We start from the raw sequence: 19575 nt of genomic DNA, 5'->3' as shown, positions 1-19575 counted from the left end.
TGTGAAGAAGGTGTGCGGGGGCGATGGCGGGTGGCGGTCGCGACTGTCGGACGCCTCTCCACTGCCGTACGGTTCCTGCGGATGAGAGAAACACATCGCCCGCGGGAAACCGCGGGTGGTTCCGGGCCGGGGCTTTCCCAGCACCGTCCCGGGCGTGCCTGCGGGCACGCCACCGGGGCCTCCGGCCCCGGGACTCCTCACCGATCGGACGGCCGCCCGCCCCACACCCCCCGGGGCGCGCGGCGACCCGGTCCCGCCGGCCATTCCGGAACAACCCCCCCTGTTCCCGGATGGCCGGCCTCTCTCCTTCTCGGCTCCCTGGTGGCGCTGTTCGCGTTGATCACCTGGCAGGTCGCGGCCGACGGCCCGCTGCTCCGGCTGGACGAACGCGTCGGCGAGGGCCTGTTCCGGCGCGGCCCGTCGGCCCTGACCCAGCTCTTCTCCGACCTGGGCGCGGTGCCGGTGGCGCTCCCGGTCCTCGGCTGCGCCATCGCGTACGCGCTCCGGCGCGGCGCCCGCCGGCTACCGGTGTACGCGGCCCTCACCATGGCCGCGGTGCCCGCGCTGGTGATCCCGCTCAAGGTGGCCACCGCCCGGCAGGGCCCGCTGACCGAGGCGGTCAACTACTACCCGTCGGGCCATACGGCGACGGCGGCGGTGGCGTACGGGGCCTCTGCCCTGCTCCTGCTGGCCCTTCCCCGCCCGGCGTGGCTACGGTCCTGGACGCTGCCCTGCGCCGCTGTGCTGCTGACCGCGGCGACCGGTGCCGGGCTGGTGTTGCACGGCTACCACTGGCCGCTGGACGTCCTGGCGAGCTGGTGCCTGGGGCCGGTGCTGCTCGCGCCGCTGTGGTGGGCCGCCCGACGGCGTGGATGATGCCCGTCGCCGCGATCCTCTTCACCCCGGCGACGGGCATCGGTCTGGTGGGGTACGGCCGGCGGTCACCGGCCGTACGCCTGGTGGGTCAGCTGCCGAAGTAGGAGTCGAAGTTCCGGGAGAACTCCCACTGGTTGAACCGGTCCCAGTTGATCGACCAGGTCATCAGGCCGCGCAGATCGGTCCAGGTCCCGTGGGTCCGGTAGGAGCCGCAGTCGGTCTTCTTGATCAGGCAGTTGAGCGCCTTGTCGACCTCGGCCGGCGACGTGTGGCCGTTGCCCGCCTGGGTGGAGGCGGGGAGGCCGATGGCGACCTGGTCGGGGCGCAGGCCGGGGAAGACGCGGCTGGTGTTGCCCGCGACCGGGAAGCCGGCGAGCAGCATGTCGGTCATGGCGATGTGGAAGTCCGCGCCGCCCATCGAGTGGTACTGGTTGTCCAGCCCCATGATCGGGCCCGAGTTGTAGTCCTGGACGTGCAGCAGGGTCAGGTCGTCGCGCAGGGCGTGGATGACCGGCAGGTAGGCGCCGGCCCGCGGGTCCTGGCCGCCCCAGGGGCCGGAGCCGTAGAACTGGTAGCCGAGCTGCACGAAGAAGGTCTCGGGCGCCATCGTGAGGACGAAGTCGGAGCCGTACTTCGCCTTGAGGGACTTCACCGCGGAGATCAGGTTGACGATCACCGGTGAGGTAGGGGAGTGGAAGTCGGTGTCGCCGGTGTTCAGGGAGAGGGAGTGGCCCTCGAAGTCGATGTCCAGGCCGTCCAGGCCGTAGGTGTCGATGATCTTCGAGACCGAGGTGACGAAGGCGTCCCGGGCGGCGGTGGAGGCGAGCTGCACCTGGCCGTTCTGGCCGCCGATGGAGATCAGGACCTTCTTGCCCGCCGCCTGTTTGGCCTTGATGGCCGCCTTGAACTCCGCCTCGGACTCGACGTTCGGGCACTCGGCGACCGGGCAGAGCGAGAAGCGGATGTCGCCGGAGGTGACCGAGGTGGGCTCCCCGAAGGCGAGGTTGATGACGTCCCAGGAGGCGGGCACGTCCGCCATGCGGGTGTAGCCGGAGCCGTTGGCGAAGCTGGCGTGGAGGTAGCCGACCAGCGCCCGCGCCGGGAGCTGGTTGTCGCCGCCCCCGCCACCCGCCGTGGTGGTCGCGGTGACGGCGGCCGACTTCGCGGACTCGCCGGCCGCGTTGGCGGCGGTGACCTGGAAGCTGTACGCGGTGGAGGCGGCCAGTCCTGTCACCGTGGCGGAGGGGCCGGTGGCCGTGGCCACCTTCGTACCGCCTCGGTAGACGTGGTAGCCGGTCGCGCCGGAGACGGCGTTCCAGGAGAGCGCGACGGAGGAGGAGGTGATCGCGGTGGTCTTCAGACCGGCGGGGACGGCCGGGAGGACGACGGGGTCGCCGCCGGGGCCGACGAGGGTGAGGTCGTCGACGTAGTGGGCGGGGGTGCCGTACCAGCCGTGGGTGTAGACGCTCACGGAGGTGGTGGAGGGGCCGGTGGTGAAGCTGGTGGTGAGCTGCTTCCAGGCACCGGTGGACTGGGTCCAGGTGGAGACGTCGGTGGTGCCGGTGCCGGTGGCGCCGAGGTAGACGGGGCTGCCCTGCACCCAGGCGCTCAGCGTGTAGCGGGAGTTGGGCTTGACCGTGACCGCCTGGGAGCACCTGGCGTTGTCGTTGCCCGCCGGGGTCGCCTTCAGCGCCGCGGTACCGCCGCGCACCGGGGTGGAGACGGCCGCCCCGCTGCCGGCGCTGCAGCTCCAGCCGTCGAGACCCGCCTCGAAGCCGCCGTTGCGCGCCACGTCCACGTCCGCCGCGCTTGCCGCCGGTGCCGTGGCGACCAGGGCACCGGCAGCGAGCACTGCGGCCGTACAGGTGGCCAGAAGTCCGGAGATTGTGACGGTTGGTCCGGTGCGTTCCACAACAGCCTCCGTGCAGGGGGGATTTGGATGTGGCGTGCGCACAACATGGTCCAGACCAATCAGGTTGTCAAGGCCTCCGGCAGTGGGTCACCCTCCCTCGCGGCCGTCCTGGGCGGCGGCTCCGGCCGCCTCGTGCATGGCCAGTTCCAGCAGCCCCGCGTCGGTGAGCGTCCCCGAGCCGTCCGGCGGGATCAGCCACCGCACCCCCCCGGCCGCCCGGCCCGGGTGCGGGACGACGATCCAGGTGCCGGGGCCGGCGCCCCGGACACCGGTGCCGACCCAGCGGGACGCGGTGCCCGGCGGGACGAAGAAGCCCGTGCGCGACTCGCCGCTGTCGGCGAGGACCGGGCCGGGCCGGCCGACGAGACGGGTGAGCACGTCGAGCGTCGGGTATCCCAGCTTCCCCGGCAGGATCAGCACGTCCCAGCGCCTCCCGGCGGGCAGGAGCGCGATCCCGTGCGGGTCGCGCTCCCACTCCCACCGACAGGCGCGTGGATCCGGTGCCACCGATGTGAGCCATTCGACCGCGGCCCTGGTCTCCGAGCCAGTCATGCCTGCCTCCCGTTGACGTGGGCACCGGCAGGTTCCTACCGGTGCGTACACGGGCGAGAGAGCGTCAGGCGCTGACTATGACGCGGGTCGGGACTACTTGTTGGCAGTGACGTGGGTCACGCCGGCGGTGAAGCGGGACACAGCGCTGAGGACCGAGGCCGGTCGGTCAGCTGTCGAAGCCGAGGCCCAGCCTGTCCATGACCTTCAGCCACAGGTTGCGGTGCCCGCCGTTGCTGTCGGCGCGGGCGAGGGACCGCTTGGTGATCTCGATCCCCGCCCAGGCGAAAGGCTCCGGCGGGAACGGCATCGGCTTCGAACGCACCATCTCCAGGCCGGTCCGCTCGGTCTCCTCACCGGCGAGCAGATCGAGCATCACATCGGCCCCGAATCGCGTCGAGCCGACGCCGAGACCGGTATATCCGGCGACGTAGGCGACCCGCCCCTGATGGGCCGTGCCGAAGAACGCCGTGAAACGGGAACAGGTGTCGATCGCGCCGCCCCAGGCGTGCGAGAAATTCAGCCCGGAAAGCTGCGGAAAGCAGTCGAAGAACTGCTCCGCGAGCTTCAGGAACGTCTCCGGACGCTGGTCGAGATCGGCGCTGAGCCGGCCTCCGTACGGATAGATCGCGTCGTATCCGCCCCACAGGATCCGGTTGTCCGCGGAGAGCCGGAAGTAATGGAATTGATTGGCACTGTCGCCCAGCCCCTGGCGCCCCTGCCAGCCGATGGATTCCAGCTGTCCGGGGGTGAGCGGTTCGGTCATCAGCGCGTAGTCGTAGACCGGCACGGTGTACGGGCGGACCCGCTTGACGAGCGAGGGGAAGATGTTGGTGCCGAGCGCCACCCGCCGGGCGAAGACCCGCCCGTACGGCGTACGCACCGCCATCCCCGAGCCGGAGCGCACGAGGTCGAGGCCCCGGGTGTGCTCGTAGATCCGTACGCCCAGCTCCCGGCAGGCCCGCTTCAGGCCCCAGGCGAGCTTGGCCGGGTGCAGCATCGCCACGCCCCGGCGGTCCCAGAGGCCGCCGAGGAAGGTGGGCGAGTCGACCTCGGCGCGTAGGGCCTCGCGGTCCAGGAAGTCCACGCCGGTGATACCGAGCTTCTGGATCTCCTGATGCCATTCCCGCAGCTCATCGAGTTGGTGCGGCTCGGTGGCGACATCGATCTCGCCGGTCCGCTCGAACTCGCAGTCGATGCCGTAGCGCGCGACGGCGGCCTCGATGGCGTCGAGGTTCCGCTCCCCCAGCTCCTCCAGCTGCGCGATCTCGTCCGGCCACCGCTCCACGCCGTTGGCCAGGCCGTGGGTGAGGGAGGCGGCGCAGAAGCCGCCGTTGCGGCCCGAGGCGGCCCAGCCCACCTCGTGCCCCTCGATGAGGACGACGTCCCGGTCCGGGTCGCGCTCCTTGGCGATGAGCGCGGTCCACAGGCCGGTGTAGCCGCCGCCGATGACCAGGAGGTCGGTGTGCTCGTCGCCGGTGAGGGCGGGAAGCGGATCGGGCCTGGCGGGGTCGTCGAGCCAGTAGGAGACCGGCCTGGCGCCGGAGAGTGATTGTGCGGCGATACTCATGGCAGCTGGGGCCATGGTTTCCAACTCCTTCAGGAATTTCAGGGTCGAGCGTTGTTCTTCCGCCGGCTCGCTATGACCTGTCCGGCGAGAACCACCGTTACCGCAATGATGAACATGGCGGTACCGATGACGTTGATCTGTACGGGTGTGCCGCGCTGTGCCGAACCCCAGACGAACATGGGGAAGGTGACGGTGGAGCCCGCGTTGAAATTCGTGATGATGAAATCGTCGAACGAGAGCGCGAAGGCGAGCAGCGCTCCCGCCGCGATTCCCGGGGCGGCGATGGGTAGGGTCACCCGTACGAAGGTCTGCACGGGGCCCGCGTAGAGGTCGCGGGCGGCTTCCTCCAGTCTCGGGTCCATCGACATCACGCGCGCCTTGACGGCCGTCACCACGAAGCTGAGGCAGAACATGATGTGGGCGATGAGCACGGTCCAGAAGCCGAGCTGGGCGCCCATGTTCAGGAAGAGCGTGAGCAGGGAGGCGGCCATGACCACCTCGGGCATCGCCATCGGCAGGAAGATCAGCGAGCTGATCGCGCCGCGCGCCCGGAAGCGGTAGCGGACCAGTGCGAAGGCGATCGCCGTGCCGAGCGCGGTGGCCCCCAGCGTCGCCCAGAAGGCGATCTGGAGGGAGAGCGAGAGCGAGCCGCAGAGGTCGGCGACCCCGCAGGGGTCCTTCCAGGCGTCCAGCGAGAACCGCTGCCAGGCGTAGTTGAAGCGGCCGTTGGGCTTGTTGAACGAGAACACCATCACGACGATGTTCGGCAGGATCATGTACGCGAGGGTCAGCAGACCCGCGATGACGATCAGGTTCCGGCGTATCCAGCGCAGTACGGGCATCAGACCAGGTCCTCCGTCCCGGAGCGGCGGATGTAGAAGGTGACCATCAGCAGGACGATCGCCATGAGGATGAACGAGAGGGCGGCGGCCGTCGGATAGTCCAGGACCCGCAGGAACTGGCTCTGGATGACGCTGCCGACCATCTTGGTGTCGGTGGAGCCCAGCAGCTCCGCGTTGACGTAGTCGCCGCTGGCCGGGATGAAGGTCAGCAGGGTGCCGGAGACGACGCCGGGCATGGAGAGCGGGAACGTCACCTTGCGGAAGGTGGTGGCGGGGGTGGCGTAGAGGTCGCCCGCCGCCTCGTGCAGTCGGCCGTCGATCCGCTCCAGCGAGGTGTACAGCGGCAGGATCATGAACGGCAGGAAGTTGTACGTCAGACCGCAGACGACCGCCATCGGGGTGGCCAGGACCCGGTTGGACTCGGTCCAGCCGAGCCAGCTGGTGACGTCCAGGACGTGCAGGGTGTCGAGCAGGTCCACGACCGCGCCGCCGTCGGCGAGGATCGTCTTCCACGCCAGCGTACGGATGAGGAAACTGGTGAAGAACGGGGCGATGACCAGCACCAGCACCAGGTTGCGCCAGCGGCCCGCCTTGAAGGCGATGAGGTAGGCGAGGGGGTAGCCGAGCAGCAGGCACAGGATCGTGGCGGTGCCCGCGTACAGCAGGGACCGGATGAACTGCGGGTAGTAGTCGCGCAGCGCGTCCACGTACGTCTGGAAGTGCCAGGTCACCTCGAAGCCCTGCTCCAGGGAGCCGGTCTGTACCGAGGTGGATGCCTGGTAGACGAGCGGCAGGGCGAAGAAGACGACCAGCCAGAGGATGCCGGGGAGCAGCAGCCAGTACGGGACGAGCCGTTTGCGGGTGGAGGGCTTGCGGAGCGCGAGCTTCCGGGGCTCCTCGGGCTGTGCGGGGGGCGCGGGCGGCGCTTCGGTGAGGCTCACTCCGCGTCCTCCACGCTGGTGGCGCCCGCGTCGATGTCCTGGGCGGCGTCGAGGCCGAAGGTGTGGGCGGGGTTCCAGTGCAGGACGACCTCGGCGCCGGGGGTGAGCCGGGAGTCGCGCTCGATGTTCTGCTCGTAGACCTGGAGGGCGGTCCCGGCCGGGCTCTCGACCACGTACTGGGTGGAGACGCCGATGAAGCTGGAGTCGGTGATGCGGCCGGTGACCCGGTTACGGCCTGCGGCGATGTCGCCCGTGTCGCCCGCGTGGGCCAGGGATATCTTCTCGGGCCGGATGCCGAGGAGGAGCCGGCCGCCGCTCGTGGTGGGGGCCGAACATCGCTCGCGGGGCAGGGTGAGCTTCCCACCGCCCGCGGCCACGACGAGGTCGCTGCCGCAGGAGACGATCTCGCCCTCGATGAGGTTGGAGGTGCCGAGGAAGTTGGCGACGAAGGTGGTGCGCGGGTTCTCGTAGAGGTCGGCGGGGGCGCCGAGCTGCTCGACGCGGCCCCCGTTCATCACCGCGACGGTGTCGGCCATGGTCATGGCCTCCTCCTGGTCGTGGGTGACGTGCACGAAGGTGATGCCGACCTCGGTCTGGATCCGCTTGAGCTCCAGCTGCATCTGGCGGCGGAGCTTGAGGTCGAGGGCGCCGAGCGGTTCGTCCAGCAGCAGGACCTGCGGGTGGTTGATGAGCGCGCGGGCGACGGCGACGCGCTGCTGCTGGCCACCGGAGAGCTGGTGCGGCTTGCGGCGGGCGAAGTCGCCGAGCTGGACCAGCTCCAGCATGTCGTCGACCTGCTTCTTCACCGACTTGATGCCGCGCCGGCGCAGTCCGAAGGCGACGTTCTCGGTGATGTCCAGGTGCGGGAAGAGCGCGTAGCTCTGGAAGACGGTGTTGACGGGCCGCTTGTACGGGGGCAGGTCGGTGATGTCCTTCTCGCCGAGGAGGACCGTGCCGGTGGTGGCCTCCTCCAGGCCCGCGATCATTCGCAGGGTGGTGGTCTTTCCGCAGCCGGATGCGCCGAGCAGGGCGAAGAACGAGCCCTGGGGGACGGTCAGGTCGAGCGGCTGTACGGCGGTGAAGGAGCCGTAGGTCTTGCTGATCCCGGCGAGGCGGACATCGCCGCCCGCGGTCTGCTGCTGCTGCTGTGTCATGGGTCGCAGTCCCAGTGTGTTCGGGGGGAGTTCGGACGGAGGGGGTGACCTGGCTGGGGCCCGCCCGCTGCGGGGCCGGTGACCGGGTCCGGTCAGGCGCCGATGAGCTTGGCGAACTTCTCCTCGTACGCCGTCTCCTCCTCCGTGCTCAGGGAGCGGAAGGAGCGGGACTTCGCCGCCATCTCCCGGTCGGGGAGGATCAGGGTGTTGGCGGCCATCGACTCGTCGATCTTGGCGAGTTCACCGCGTACGCCGTCGACCGGGCAGACGTAGTTGATGTACGCGGCGAGCTGGGCGGCGACCGGCGGCTCGTAGTAGTAGTCGATGAGTTTCTCGGCGTTGGTCTTGTGCCGGGCCTGGGCGGGGACCAGGAGGTTGTCGCTGGAGGTGATGTAACCGGCCGTCGGGATGGCGAACTCGATGTCCGGGTTGTCGGCCTGGAGCTGGATGATGTCCCCGGCCCAGCCGACGCAGGCGGCGATGTCGCCCTTGCTGAGGTCGGCGGTGTAGTCGTTGCCGGTGAAGCGGCGGATCTGCTTCCTGTCGACGGCCTTCTGGAGCCGGCCGATCGCGCCGTCGAAGTCGGCGTCGGTGAACTTCCCCGGGTCCTTGCCCTGGTCGAGCAGGGTCATGCCGATGGTGTCGCGCATCTCGGAGAGGAAGGAGACCCGGCCCTTGAGCTTCGGGTCGTCGAGGAGCTGGGTGACCGAGTCGACCTTCCGGCCGCCGGTCGCCTTCGCGTTGTACGCGATGACCGTGGGGATGCCGGTCCAGGGGTAGGAGTAGGCGCGGCCGGGGTCCCAGTCGGGGGTGCGGAACTGGGCGGAGACATTGGCGAAGGCGTGCGGGAGGTTCGAGGGGTCGAGCTTCTGCGCCCAGCCGAGCCGGATGATGCGGGCGGCCAGCCAGTCGGTGACGCAGATGAGGTCGCGCCCGGTGTTCTGGCCGGCGGCGAGCTGCGGTTTGATCTTCCCGAAGAACTCGACGTTGTCGTTGATGTCCTCGGTGTACCTGACCCGGATCCCGGTGCGCTTGGTGAACGCCTCAAGGGTGGGCCGGCTCTTCTCGTCGTCGCTGACGTCCATGTACTCGGTCCAGTTGGAGAAGGTGAGTTCCTTCTCCTTGGCCGAGTGGTCGTCGGCGGCGGCTGCTCCCTCGGCGCGTCCGGCGGGCGGGATGCCGCAGGCGCCGAGGGTGGCTATCCCGCCCAGTGCGAGGGCGCCCATGCCGGAGGCGCGCAGCAGGGAGCGGCGGGTGAGGGCGCCCCGGCCGCCGGTCAGGGAACGCTTCATGGCCGCCAGCTGGGCGGACGAGAGGCGCTCGGGCTCGTAACTTTCCATACGCGTTTGCCCTTTCGGGTGGGAGGCCGCCGGGGCCTGTCGTCGTGGACGGGCCCCGATCGCGCGGCAGCTGCTATCGGTCCCCGAAGATCGTGCGGTGCCAGTCCTTGCGGGCGGCCGCGGTGTTGTCGTACATGACGTGCTTGACCTGCGTGTACTCCTCGAAGGAGTACGCCGACATGTCCTTGCCGAAGCCGCTGGCCTTGTATCCGCCGTGCGGCATCTCGGAGAGGATCGGGATGTGGTCGTTCACCCACACACAGCCCGCCTGGATCTCGCGGGTGGCGCGGTTCGCGCGGTACAGGTCGCGGGTCCAGGCGGAGGCGGCCAGTCCGTAGGGGGTGTCGTTGGCCAGCGCGATGCCTTCGTCGTCGGTGTCGAAGGGCAGGACGACCAGGACCGGGCCGAAGATCTCCGACTGGACGATCTCGCTGTCCTGGGCGGCGCCGGCGATGAGGGTCGGCCGGTAGTACGCCCCGTCCGCGAGGTCCCCGCCGGGGGCCTCGCCGCCGGTGACGACCTGGGCGTAGCCGCGGGCCCGCTCGACGAAGGCGGCGACGCGGTCGCGCTGGGCGTGGCTGATGAGGGGGCCGAGGTCGGTGGCCGCGTCGAAGGGTGAGCCGAGGCGGACGGTCTCCATGAGGGCGGCGACGTCCCGGACGAAGGCGTCGTAGAGGGGGCGCTGCACGTAGGCGCGGGTGGCCGCGGTGCAGTCCTGGCCGGTGTTGATCAGGGAGCCGGCGACCGCGCCGTGGACGGCGGCCTCCAGGTCGGCGTCGTCGAAGACCACGAAGGGGGCCTTGCCGCCGAGCTCCAGGTGGAGGCGCTTGACGGTGGCGGTGGCGATCTCCGCGACCCGCTTGCCGACGGCGGTGGAGCCGGTGAAGGAGGTCATCACGACGTCGGGGTGGCCGACGAGGTGTTCGCCCGCGTCCTTGCCCGCGCCGGTGACGATGTTGATGACGCCGTCGGGGATGCCGGCCTCGGTGGCGGCCTGGGCGAACATCAGCGAGGTCAGGGGGGTGAGCTCGGCGGGCTTGAGGACGATGGTGTTGCCCGCGGCGACGGCCGGGAGGACCTTCCAGGCGGCCATCTGGAGGGGGTAGTTCCAGGGGGCGATGGAGCCGACGACACCGATCGCCTCACGCCGTACGTAGGAGGTGTGGTCGCCGTCGTACTCGGCGGCGGCCTTGCCCTCCAGGTGGCGGGCCGCGCCGGCGAAGAACGCGGCGTTGTCGACGGTGCCGGGGACGTCGAACTCGGTGGAGAGCTTGACCGGCTTGCCGCACTGGAGGGACTCGGCGTACGCGAAGTCGTCGGCCTGCTCGGCGAGGACCGCGGCGAACCGGTGCAGGACCTCGGAGCGCTCACCGGGGGTGGCGCCGGACCAGCCGGGGAAGGCGGCCCGGGCGGCGGCGACCGCCGCGTCCACGTCGTCGGTGCCCGCCAGCTCGTACCGCAGGACGCTCTCGCCGGTCGCGGGGTTCACCACGTCGTGGTGGCGGCCGGACGTGCCCGGGAGCAGCTTGCCGCCGATGTACTGCGCACCTTCCGCGAAGCGGTCCTGAACTTGGAAGCCGTTGCTCATGACGCTCTCCTCCGCCGCTGTACCCGCTGGGCGGGGTCGGCGTAGCCTCTTCGTGAATTGAGTGCCGATCCTGACAGAGGGGTCCAGGCCCAACAAGTGATTCCGTTGTTGCCTTTTGGTTACGCGACGGAATCTGTCGACCATGTGTCGTGTCGATGCGGAAATCCCCGTACGGAGTGTCAGTGGCGGATGCCACACTCACATGCCATGGGACCGATCGATGAGCTTCTGACGGACGTGGCGCGGGGCAGGCGGGTGAAGTATCTGCCGTTCTGGGGACACCGCCCGCGCCCGGACGGGCGGCTGGGACCGAGCTGCCTCAGCCAGTGGTGGCCGTCGCCGTTCACGGTGGAGGGCGTCACGTACGCGAGCGCGGAGCACTGGATGATGGCCGGCAAGGCGCGCCTCTTCGGTGATCCGGAGGCGGAGCGGGCGGCCGTCGCGGCGAGCAGCCCGGCCACGGCGAAGAAGGCGGGGCGGCTGGTGCGCGGCTTCGACGAGGACGTGTGGATACGCGAGCGGTTCGCCCTGGTCGTGGAAGGCAGCACGCACAAGTTCGGGCAGAGCCCTGAGCTGGCCGGCTACCTGCTGGGCACCGGCGACCGGGTGCTGGTGGAGGCATCCCCGCTGGACCGGATCTGGGGCATCGGGCTGGCCGCGGACGACGAGCGGGTGGAGCGGCCGCGGGAGTGGCAGGGGCTGAATCTGCTGGGGTTCGCGCTGATGGAGGCGCGGGCGCGGCTGCGGGCCGTTCGGACGGCGGGTACGACAGCGCCGCCCGGTCCGGCGGGGAGAGCCTCCCTGCCGGGCCCGGCGGCGGATGCCGTACGCGCCGGTGGCTAGCCCCGGCCCTCGATGACCAGCGACGTGGCGAACGGGTCGTCGTCGTAGGTCTCCTCGAAGCTCGAGTCACCGTTGGCGACGGCCCAGATGATGAAGCCCAGGAGCACGGAACCGAGCAGGATGCCGACCGAGCCCGTGATGATCCCGGCGATCGCCATGCCCCGGTTGGTCGCCTCGCCGCGCTTGGCCCGGCCGAGGCCGATGATGCCGAAGATCAGCGCGAGGATGCCGAGGACGATGTTCACCCCGTACAGGCAGAAGCCGACCACCGAGATGATGCCGAGCACCAGCGCGGCCGTGCCGAGGCCGTTCGAGGGCTGGGGCCCCCAGGCCTGCTGGCCGCCGTAGGCGTCGTACCCGGGATAGCCGCCGTACGGCTGCGCCGGCGGGGCCGGGTAGCCGTAGTGGCCGGCGGTCGGGGGCGGCGGTGCCTGGTGGCCGGGGCCGCCCGGGCCGACCGGCGGCGGCGGTACGGCCGAGGGCGGAGGGCCGAAGCCGCCGCCCGACGGTATCGGTCCGGTGGAGTCCGGGGCCGGGCCCGCGCTCGGCATCGACGTCATGGTCTGCTGGTCGTGGACGGCGGGCGGCGGCGGAGTGGCGGCGTCCTGCTTGCCCAACTCCACCCTGCTGTCCGGCGGTGCCCATGGATCGCGCGGCGCGGCCCCGCCCCCGGGCTGCTCTGTGTTGTCTGACATGGGCCTCCCCCATCGTGGTCCCGTCATGCTACGGCCCGGCTCCCCGCCGTCTCACCCCGCCTAGGATGATCGGTGCAGCCGGCCGGACGCCCTCGCGGGCTTCGCCGATGCACACGCCGAATTGTGGGAGAGAGACACATGACCGATCCGCACCCCTTCATCGCCGGGCTGCCCAAGGCCGAGCTCCATGTCCACCATGTCGGGTCCGCCTCGCCGCGGATCGTCGCCGAACTGGCCGCCCGGCACCCGGACTCCAAGGTCCCCACCGACCCGGAGGCACTGGCCGACTACTTCACCTTCACCGACTTCGCGCACTTCATCGAGGTCTACCTCTCGGTGGTGGACCTGATCCGCACCCCCGAGGACGTCCGGCTGCTCACCTTCGAGGTGGCCCGGGACATGGCCCGGCAGAACATCCGGTACGCGGAGCTGACGGTGACCCCGTTCAGCTCGACCCGGCGCGGGATCCCGGAGGTGGCCTTCATGGAGGCGATCGAGGACGCCCGCAAGTCCGCCGAGTCGGAGCTGGGCGTCATCCTGCGCTGGTGCTTCGACATACCGGGCGAGGCCGGACTCGAGGCCGCCGAGGAGACGGCCCGGCTCGCGGTGGAACGGCGGCCGGAGGGGCTTGTCTCCTTCGGCCTCGGTGGACCGGAGATCGGGGTGGAGCGCCCGCAGTTCAAGCCCTACTTCGACCGGGCCATCGCCGAAGGGCTCCACTCGGTGCCGCACGCCGGGGAGACCACGGGACCGCAGACGATCTGGGACGCGCTCACCGCGCTGCGGGCCGAGCGCATCGGCCACGGCACCAGCTCCGTGCAGGACCCGAAGCTGCTGGAGCACCTCGCCGAGCACCGTATCGCCCTGGAGGTCTGCCCGACGTCCAACATCGCCACCCGCGCGGTCACCGACATCGAGCTCCACCCGATCCGGGAGATGGTGCGGGCCGGGGTCCTGGTCACCGTGAACAGCGACGACCCGCCCATGTTCGGCACCGATCTGAACAACGAGTACGCGGTCGCCGCCCGGCTGCTGGAGCTGGACGAACAGGGGATCGCCGGCCTGGCGAAGAACGCGGTGGAGGCCTCGTTCCACGACCCGGCCGGCAAGCGCCGACTGGCCGAGGAGATCGACACGTACACGGCGAACTGGCTCCGGGGCCCCGCCCGCTGACCCCGCCTCGTCACAATGGCCCCATGGCCGACACCACCACCCCCTTCACCGCCGTGGCGCATCGCGGCGACCCGTACCGGGCCCGCGAGAACACGCTGCCCTCGATCCGCTCCGCCCTCGACCGGGGGGCGGACGCGGTCGAGATCGATGTGCGGGTGACCCGCGACGTGGTGCCCGTCCTGCTCCACGACACCACGCTGGAGCGGCTGTGGGGCCACGACCTGCGCCTGGACCGGCTGAACCACCGGGAGGTGCAGGAGCTGACCGGCGGCGGAGTGCCGACCCTGCGCGAGGCGCTGGACGCCGCCGGAGGGCGCCGGGTGATGGTGGACCTGCCCGGCTCCACGGACGCGTCGGTGAAGACGATCGTCGCCACGGTCCTGGAGTGCGGGGCGGGTGACCGGGCGTACTACTGCGCCGGCGCGGACGCGATGCTGCGGGTGCGCGCCGCGGACCCGGCCGCCGAGATCGCGCTGACCTGGAACACGCTCGCCCCGCCGCGCCCGGTCCTGCTGGCGGCGGTGAAGCCCCGCTGGCTGAACTACCGCTTCGGCCTCGTCAGCCGCGAACTGGCCGACCGGGCGCACCGGGACGGGTTCCTCGTCTCCGCCTGGACGGCCGACACCAAGCGCACGATGCGCCGGCTGATCGAGCGGGGCGTCGACTCGATCACCACCAACCGGATCGACACGCTGCACACGCTGCGTACCGGCAAGGCGTGACTCAGGCGGCAACCGGAAGGGGTGCCGGGGCGGCCGCCCGCTCCAGCACCTCCAGCCGCTTGATCATGCGGCGGACGATCAGCAGCGGGATGACACCGAAGACCCCGAAGGACATGTCGATCACGCTCCACCAGAACGGGATGCCCCGGATCGGCCCGCAGATCAGGGCGAGCGGGATGATCCCGGCGCAGGCGATCATGCCGAACTCGACGACCCAGATGTTGCGGACCGGATCGCGGTAGGGCCCGTAGAAGGCGACCGCGATGACCAGGTGGGCGAAGGCCAGCCAGTCGGTGCCGTACAGCATGAAGGGCTGGTCCCGCTCGCGTATACGCCGCGTGAGGGCGTGTCGCTCGCTCATATCCGCAGCGTACGCCCGCATTTACGCGCTCTTCTCGCCGCCCCGGCATGGGCTCACAACCCGACGATGGCGTTCCATTTCTTGGCGAAGCCCATCCGCTCCTCGGAGGTGATGTCACGGGCGATGGCCAGCCGCTCGCGCATCGCGTCGTCGGGAAAGATCAGCGGATCCTCGGCGAGCGCGGCCCTCTCCTCGTCCTTCGAGGAGGCCAGCACGTCACGGGCGGCGGGCACCGGGCAGACGTAGTTGACCCAGGCGGCGAGTTCGGCGGCGACCTCGGGATCGTAGTAGTGGTCCACAAGGCGCTCCGCGTTGCGCTTGTGGCGGGCGAGGTTGGGGATCATCAGGGACTCCGCCCACAGCTCGGCGCCCTCCTCGGGGACGACGAACTCGATGTCCGGGTTGTCCGCCTGGAGCTGGATGACGTCACCGGAGTACGCCTGACAGGCCAGCACGTCGCCGGTGGAGAGGTCCTTGATGTAGTCGTTGCCGGTGAAGCGGCGGATGTGCTTGGAGCGGACCCGCTTCTCGATGTGCTCGCACATGGTGTGGAAGTCGTCGGCGCTCCAGCGGGTGATGTCGACGCCGTCGCCCTGCATCAGCAGGGCGAACGACTCGTCGAGCCCGGCCAGCAGGGTCACCTTGCCCCGCAGGTCGTCCGCCCACAGGTCGCCCGTGGACCGGAGCTCGCGGCCGAGCCGCTTGCGGTTGTACGCGATGCCGGTGATCCCGGACTGCCAGGGGACGCTGTGGCGCCGCCCCTCGTCGAAGGCGGGGTCGCGCAGTTGCGGGTCGAGGTACTTGGCCACATTGGGCTGCTCGGCCCGGTCCATCTCCTGGACCCAGCCGAGCCGGACGAAGCGGGCGGCCATCCAGTCGCTGATGACGATCAGGTCCCGCCCGGTCTGCTGGCGGTTCATCAGGGCGGGGCTGATCTTCCCGAAGAACTCGTCGTTGTCGTTGATCTCCTCGGTGTACGTGACGGAGATCCCGGTCCGCTTCGAGAAGGCGTCCAGGGTGGGCCGCTTCGAGGTGTTCTCGTCGTCGGTGTCGATGTAGAGGGGCCAGTTGGCGAAGTGGAGGCGGTGGTCGGTCGCGGAGCTGTCCCGCCCCGCTCGTTCCCCCGGCTCGACGAAGGCGGCGGGCACCCCGCAGCCGGCCAGGCCGGCCCCGGCCGCCCCCGCCCCGAGGGCGCGCAGCAGGGAACGGCGGGACATGGGGTGGTTCGGGATCACTCGCACCCGCGCAGGATGCCCGTCGGCCGCCGGGGCGGGCAATGGACCAAGCGTCCAGCGGGACGGGCCCCTTCCGCACACCCTGTACAGGACCGGCGTACGAGATACGGCCCCGGGCGCGGAGCCCGGGGCCGTATCCCTGCGACGTGCGCGGCGGTCAGTCCTCGATGGACGTCATGACGTGCTTGACGCGCGTGTAGTCCTCGAAGCCGTACGCCGAGAGGTCCTTGCCGTAGCCGGACTTCTTGAATCCGCCGTGCGGCATCTCCGCGACCAGCGGGATGTGGGTGTTGATCCACACGCAGCCGAAGTCGAGGTTCTTGGACATCCGCATGGCGCGGGAGTGGTTCGTCGTCCACACCGAGGAGGCCAGCGCGTAGTCCACGCCGTTGGCGTATTCGACGGCCTGCTTCTCGTCGGTGAACGACTGGACGGTGATGACGGGCCCGAAGACCTCGTTCTGGATGATCTCGTCGTCCTGCTTGAGGCCGGAGACGACGGTCGGGGCGTAGAAGTAGCCCTTGTCACCGACCCGGTGGCCGCCCGCCTCGACCTTGGCGTGGGCGGGCAGCCGCTCGATGAAGCCGCTGACCTGCTTGAGCTGGTTGGCGTTGTTGAGCGGGCCGTACGCCACGTCCTCGTCGTCCGGCCGCCCGGTCTTCGTGTCGGCGGCGGCCTTGGCGAGCGCGGTGACGAACTCGTCGTGGATGGACTCGTGGACCAGGACGCGGGTCGCGGCCGTACAGTCCTGGCCGGCGTTGAAGAAGCCCGCCTCCGAGACGCCCGAGACGGTCCTGGCGATGTCGGCGTCGTCGAAGACCACGACGGGCGCCTTGCCGCCGAGCTCCAGGTGGACGCGCTTGACGTCCTTGGCGGCGGACTCGGCGACCTGGATGCCGGCCCGGACCGAACCGGTGATGGAGGCCATCGCGGGGATCGGGTGCTCGACCATGGCGCGGCCGGTGTCCCGGTCGCCGCACAGGACGTTGAAGACGCCCTTGGGCAGGATCTGGCCCATGATCTCGGCCATCAGCACGGTCGACGCCGGGGTGGTGTCGGACGGCTTGATCACGACGGTGTTGCCCGCGGCGAGGGCCGGGGCAAACTTCCATACGGCCATCATCATCGGGTAGTTCCACGGCGCCACCTGGGCGCATACGCCGACGGGCTCGCGGCGGACGATGGAGGTCAGGCCCTCCATGTACTCGCCGGCCGAGCGGCCCTCCAGGAGCCGGGCGGCCCCCGCGAAGAAGCGGATCTGGTCCACCATCGGCGGGATCTCTTCGCTGCGGGTCAGCCCCAGCGGCTTGCCGGTGTTCTCCGACTCGGCGGCGATCAGGTCCTCCGCCCGCTCCTCGAAGGCGTCGGCGATCTTCAGCAGGGCTTTCTGGCGCTCGGCGGGCGTCGTGTCGCGCCAGGCCGGGAACGCGGCCGCGGCGGCCTCCATGGCGGCGTCGACGTCGGCCTGGCCGGAGAGCGGCGAGGTCGCGTAGACCTCTTCCGTCACCGGGCTGACCACATCGATGGTCCGCCCGTCCGCGGCGTCCCGGAACTCTCCGTTGATGTAGTTGCGCAGACGGCGCACCTCGGTGGTCATAACCACCCCTCCTGTCGGCTGTCCGATGGGTGAGATGTCCACCTTAATCGTTCCGGCGCCGCTTTCGACATAGGCAACTAGCCCCAGCTTCGGATTCAGTCGGTTCTGAGGGTCTAGTCAACGAATTTCATCGATCTGGGGTTGCGAGACAGACGAGTGCGGTGCAGAGTGGATGCGTGGCCAGTCGCAGCGCAGACTCCAGGACCGGGAACGGGTCGTCCCCAGCGGTCGATGCCGTCTCCCTCGCAATCATCGAGCAGCTCCAGGAGGACGGACGCCGTCCGTACGCCGCGATCGGCAAGGCCGTCGGCCTCTCCGAAGCGGCTGTGCGCCAGCGCGTCCAGAAGCTGCTCGACCAGGGCGTGATGCAGATCGTCGCCGTCACGGACCCGCTCACCGTGGGGTTCCGGCGTCAGGCGATGGTCGGCATCAACGTCGAGGGCGACCTCGACCCGGTGGCCGAGGCCCTGTCGGCCATGGCCGAGTGCGAGTACGTGGTGATGACCGCGGGCTCCTTCGACCTGATGGTGGAGATCGTCTGCGAGGACGACGACCACCTGCTGGAGACGATCAACAAACGCATCCGGGCCATTCCCGGCGTGCGCTCCACCGAGAGCTTTGTCTACCTCAAGCTCAAGAAGCAGACCTATATGTGGGGAACCCGATAGCCGTGAGCAAGGACCTCAGCCGAACCGCGTACGACCACCTGTGGATGCACTTCACCCGCATGTCGGACTACGAGAACGCACCCGTTCCCACCATCGTGCGTGGCGAGGGAACCTACATCTTCGACGACAAGGGCAAGCGCTACCTCGACGGCCTCTCCGGCCTGTTCGTGGTCAACGCCGGCCACGGCCGTCACGAGCTCGCCGAGACGGCGTACAAGCAGGGCCAGGAGCTCGCCTTCTTCCCGGTGTGGTCCTACGCCCACCCGAAGGCCGTCGAGCTCGCCGAGCGGCTCGCCGACTACGCCCCGGGCGACCTCAACAAGGTCTTCTTCACCACCGGCGGCGGCGAGGCCGTCGAGACCGCCTGGAAGCTGGCCAAGCAGTACTTCAAGCTCAAGGGCCAGCCGACCAAGTACAAGGTCATCTCGCGTGCGGTCGCCTACCACGGCACCCCGCAGGGCGCCCTGTCCATCACCGGACTGCCGGCCCTGAAGGCCCCCTTCGAGCCGCTGGTCCCCGGCGCGCACAAGGTGCCGAACACCAACATCTACCGCGCCCCGCTCTTCGGCGACGACCCGGTGGCCTTCGGCCGCTGGGCCGCCGACCAGATCGAGCAGGAGATCCTGTTCGAGGGCCCGGAGACCGTCGCCGCGGTCTTCCTGGAGCCCGTGCAGAACGCGGGCGGCTGCTTCCCGCCGCCGCCCGGCTACTTCCAGCGGGTCCGCGAGATCTGCGACAAGTACGACGTGTTGCTCGTCTCCGACGAGGTCATCTGCGCCTTCGGCCGCCTCGGCACGATCTTCGCCTGCGACAAGTTCGGCTATGTGCCGGACATGATCACCTGCGCGAAGGGCATGACCTCCGGCTACTCCCCGATCGGTGCCTGCATCGTCTCGGACAAGATCGCCGAGCCGTTCTACCAGGGCGGCAACACCTTCCTGCACGGCTACACCTTCGGCGGCCACCCGGTCTCCGCCGCGGTCGGCCTCGCCAACCTGGACATCTTCGAGCGTGAGAACCTCACGCAGCACGTCCTGGACAACGAGAACGCCTTCCTCACCACGCTGCAGAAGCTGCACGACCTGCCGATCGTCGGCGACGTCCGCGGCAACGGCTTCTTCTACGGCATCGAGCTGGTGAAGGACAAGGCCACCAAGGAGACGTTCACCGACGAGGAGACCGAGCGCGTCCTGTACGGCTTCCTCTCCAAGGCGCTGTACGCCAACGGCCTCTACTGCCGCGCCGACGACCGCGGCGACCCGGTCGTCCAGCTCGCGCCGCCGCTGATCTCGGACCAGTCCACGTTCGACGAGATCGAGTCCATCCTGCGAGCCGTGCTGACGGAGGCGTGGACGAAGCTCTGACCACCGCCATGAGCGCCGGATGATCATCATTCGACGGTCATTTCATACGGTCCACCCGGCCCGGATGCGCCCTTTCGAGTGAGAAGGGGTGCCTCCGGGCCGCGTGCTGTGCGTACACACCGGTCCGACTATCTACGGTGCCCAG

17 protein-coding genes and 1 pseudogene are annotated in these 19575 nt (G+C 69.9%); 6 read left to right on the top strand and 12 right to left on the bottom strand.

What is annotated here, in order from left to right; all coding sequences use genetic code 11:
• Positions 1 to 81 precede the first annotated feature (81 nt).
• A complete protein-coding gene (locus tag ACIQAK_RS26840) occupies positions 82 to 876 on the top strand; it encodes a phosphatase PAP2 family protein (protein ID WP_401370511.1) in 795 nt (264 codons plus the stop codon).
• Positions 877 to 964: 88 nt separating this feature from the next.
• Here ACIQAK_RS26840 and ACIQAK_RS26835 read toward each other — a convergent pair whose 3' ends face one another.
• From ACIQAK_RS26835 to ACIQAK_RS26800, 8 genes are all read right to left on the bottom strand, one after another.
• Complete coding sequence (locus ACIQAK_RS26835; protein WP_366387741.1) at positions 965 to 2788, bottom strand: glycoside hydrolase family 18 protein; 1824 nt, start codon at positions 2786 to 2788, stop codon at positions 965 to 967.
• 87 nt (positions 2789 to 2875) lie between these two features.
• Complete coding sequence (locus ACIQAK_RS26830) at positions 2876 to 3340, bottom strand: hypothetical protein (protein ID WP_366387740.1); 465 nt, start codon at positions 3338 to 3340, stop codon at positions 2876 to 2878.
• A 166-nt stretch (positions 3341 to 3506) separates the two neighbouring features.
• A complete protein-coding gene (locus ACIQAK_RS26825) occupies positions 3507 to 4922 on the bottom strand; it encodes an FAD-dependent oxidoreductase (protein WP_366387739.1) in 1416 nt (471 codons plus the stop codon).
• Positions 4923 to 4945: 23 nt separating this feature from the next.
• Positions 4946 to 5749, bottom strand: coding sequence for an ABC transporter permease (locus ACIQAK_RS26820; RefSeq protein ID WP_366387738.1), 804 nt, complete (start codon positions 5747 to 5749; stop codon positions 4946 to 4948).
• Complete coding sequence (locus tag ACIQAK_RS26815; RefSeq protein ID WP_366387737.1) at positions 5749 to 6690, bottom strand: ABC transporter permease; 942 nt, start codon at positions 6688 to 6690, stop codon at positions 5749 to 5751. The genes ACIQAK_RS26820 and ACIQAK_RS26815 overlap by 1 nt, the downstream gene beginning before the upstream one ends.
• Positions 6687 to 7844, bottom strand: coding sequence for an ABC transporter ATP-binding protein (locus ACIQAK_RS26810; RefSeq protein ID WP_366387736.1), 1158 nt, complete (start codon positions 7842 to 7844; stop codon positions 6687 to 6689). Before ACIQAK_RS26810 ends, ACIQAK_RS26815 begins: the two co-directional genes overlap by 4 nt.
• A gap of 92 nt (positions 7845 to 7936) precedes the next feature.
• Complete coding sequence (locus ACIQAK_RS26805) at positions 7937 to 9184, bottom strand: spermidine/putrescine ABC transporter substrate-binding protein (protein WP_366387735.1); 1248 nt, start codon at positions 9182 to 9184, stop codon at positions 7937 to 7939.
• A gap of 73 nt (positions 9185 to 9257) precedes the next feature.
• The gene (locus tag ACIQAK_RS26800; protein WP_366387734.1) at positions 9258 to 10772 is read right to left on the bottom strand and encodes a gamma-aminobutyraldehyde dehydrogenase; all 1515 of its coding nucleotides are present in this window, start codon (positions 10770 to 10772) and stop codon (positions 9258 to 9260) included.
• A gap of 207 nt (positions 10773 to 10979) precedes the next feature.
• On the opposite strand from ACIQAK_RS26800, the gene ACIQAK_RS26795 reads away from it, so the two are divergent.
• Positions 10980 to 11615, top strand: coding sequence for an NADAR family protein (locus ACIQAK_RS26795; protein ID WP_366387733.1), 636 nt, complete (start codon positions 10980 to 10982; stop codon positions 11613 to 11615).
• On the opposite strand, the gene ACIQAK_RS26790 is transcribed toward ACIQAK_RS26795, so the two are convergent.
• Positions 11612 to 12310 carry a DUF4190 domain-containing protein gene (locus tag ACIQAK_RS26790; RefSeq protein WP_366387732.1) on the bottom strand — a complete coding sequence of 233 codons (699 nt, stop codon included), beginning with the start codon at positions 12308 to 12310 and terminating at the stop codon, positions 11612 to 11614. The two genes, ACIQAK_RS26795 and ACIQAK_RS26790, sit on opposite strands and share 4 nt — an antisense overlap.
• 138 nt (positions 12311 to 12448) lie before the next feature.
• Here ACIQAK_RS26790 and ACIQAK_RS26785 point away from each other — a divergent pair, with 138 nt between their 5' ends.
• Both ACIQAK_RS26785 and ACIQAK_RS26780 read left to right on the top strand, forming a co-directional pair.
• Positions 12449 to 13483 carry an adenosine deaminase gene (locus ACIQAK_RS26785; protein WP_366387731.1) on the top strand — a complete coding sequence of 345 codons (1035 nt, stop codon included), beginning with the start codon at positions 12449 to 12451 and terminating at the stop codon, positions 13481 to 13483.
• 23 nt (positions 13484 to 13506) lie between these two features.
• Positions 13507 to 14205 carry a glycerophosphodiester phosphodiesterase gene (locus tag ACIQAK_RS26780; RefSeq protein WP_366387730.1) on the top strand — a complete coding sequence of 233 codons (699 nt, stop codon included), beginning with the start codon at positions 13507 to 13509 and terminating at the stop codon, positions 14203 to 14205.
• Between the two features lies 1 nt (position 14206).
• Here ACIQAK_RS26780 and ACIQAK_RS26775 read toward each other — a convergent pair.
• The 3 genes and pseudogenes from ACIQAK_RS26775 to ACIQAK_RS26765 form a co-directional block, all read right to left on the bottom strand.
• Positions 14207 to 14530: pseudogene (locus ACIQAK_RS26775) on the bottom strand (hypothetical protein); the annotation flags it as partial.
• 89 nt (positions 14531 to 14619) lie between these two features.
• Positions 14620 to 15783 carry a spermidine/putrescine ABC transporter substrate-binding protein gene (locus ACIQAK_RS26770; protein WP_366387729.1) on the bottom strand — a complete coding sequence of 388 codons (1164 nt, stop codon included), beginning with the start codon at positions 15781 to 15783 and terminating at the stop codon, positions 14620 to 14622.
• Positions 15784 to 15958: 175 nt separating this feature from the next.
• Positions 15959 to 17398 (bottom strand): gamma-aminobutyraldehyde dehydrogenase, encoded by a 1440-nt coding sequence (locus ACIQAK_RS26765; protein WP_366387728.1) that lies wholly within the window; start codon positions 17396 to 17398, stop codon positions 15959 to 15961.
• Positions 17399 to 17574: 176 nt separating this feature from the next.
• On the opposite strand from ACIQAK_RS26765, the gene ACIQAK_RS26760 reads away from it, so the two are divergent.
• Both ACIQAK_RS26760 and ACIQAK_RS26755 read left to right on the top strand, forming a co-directional pair.
• Positions 17575 to 18066, top strand: a complete 492-nt coding sequence (locus tag ACIQAK_RS26760) for an Lrp/AsnC family transcriptional regulator (protein WP_030928325.1) — start codon at positions 17575 to 17577, stop codon at positions 18064 to 18066.
• The gene (locus ACIQAK_RS26755; protein ID WP_366387727.1) at positions 18051 to 19430 is read left to right on the top strand and encodes an aspartate aminotransferase family protein; all 1380 of its coding nucleotides are present in this window, start codon (positions 18051 to 18053) and stop codon (positions 19428 to 19430) included. The genes ACIQAK_RS26760 and ACIQAK_RS26755 overlap by 16 nt, the downstream gene beginning before the upstream one ends.
• Positions 19431 to 19575 lie beyond the last annotated feature (145 nt).

This window comes from Streptomyces sp. NPDC088706, assembly GCF_044752765.1.
Lineage (GTDB): Bacteria > Actinomycetota > Actinomycetes > Streptomycetales > Streptomycetaceae > Streptomyces.
Note: the sequence above shows the minus strand (reverse complement) of the source record. Positions and strands in the feature narration are given on the sequence as shown.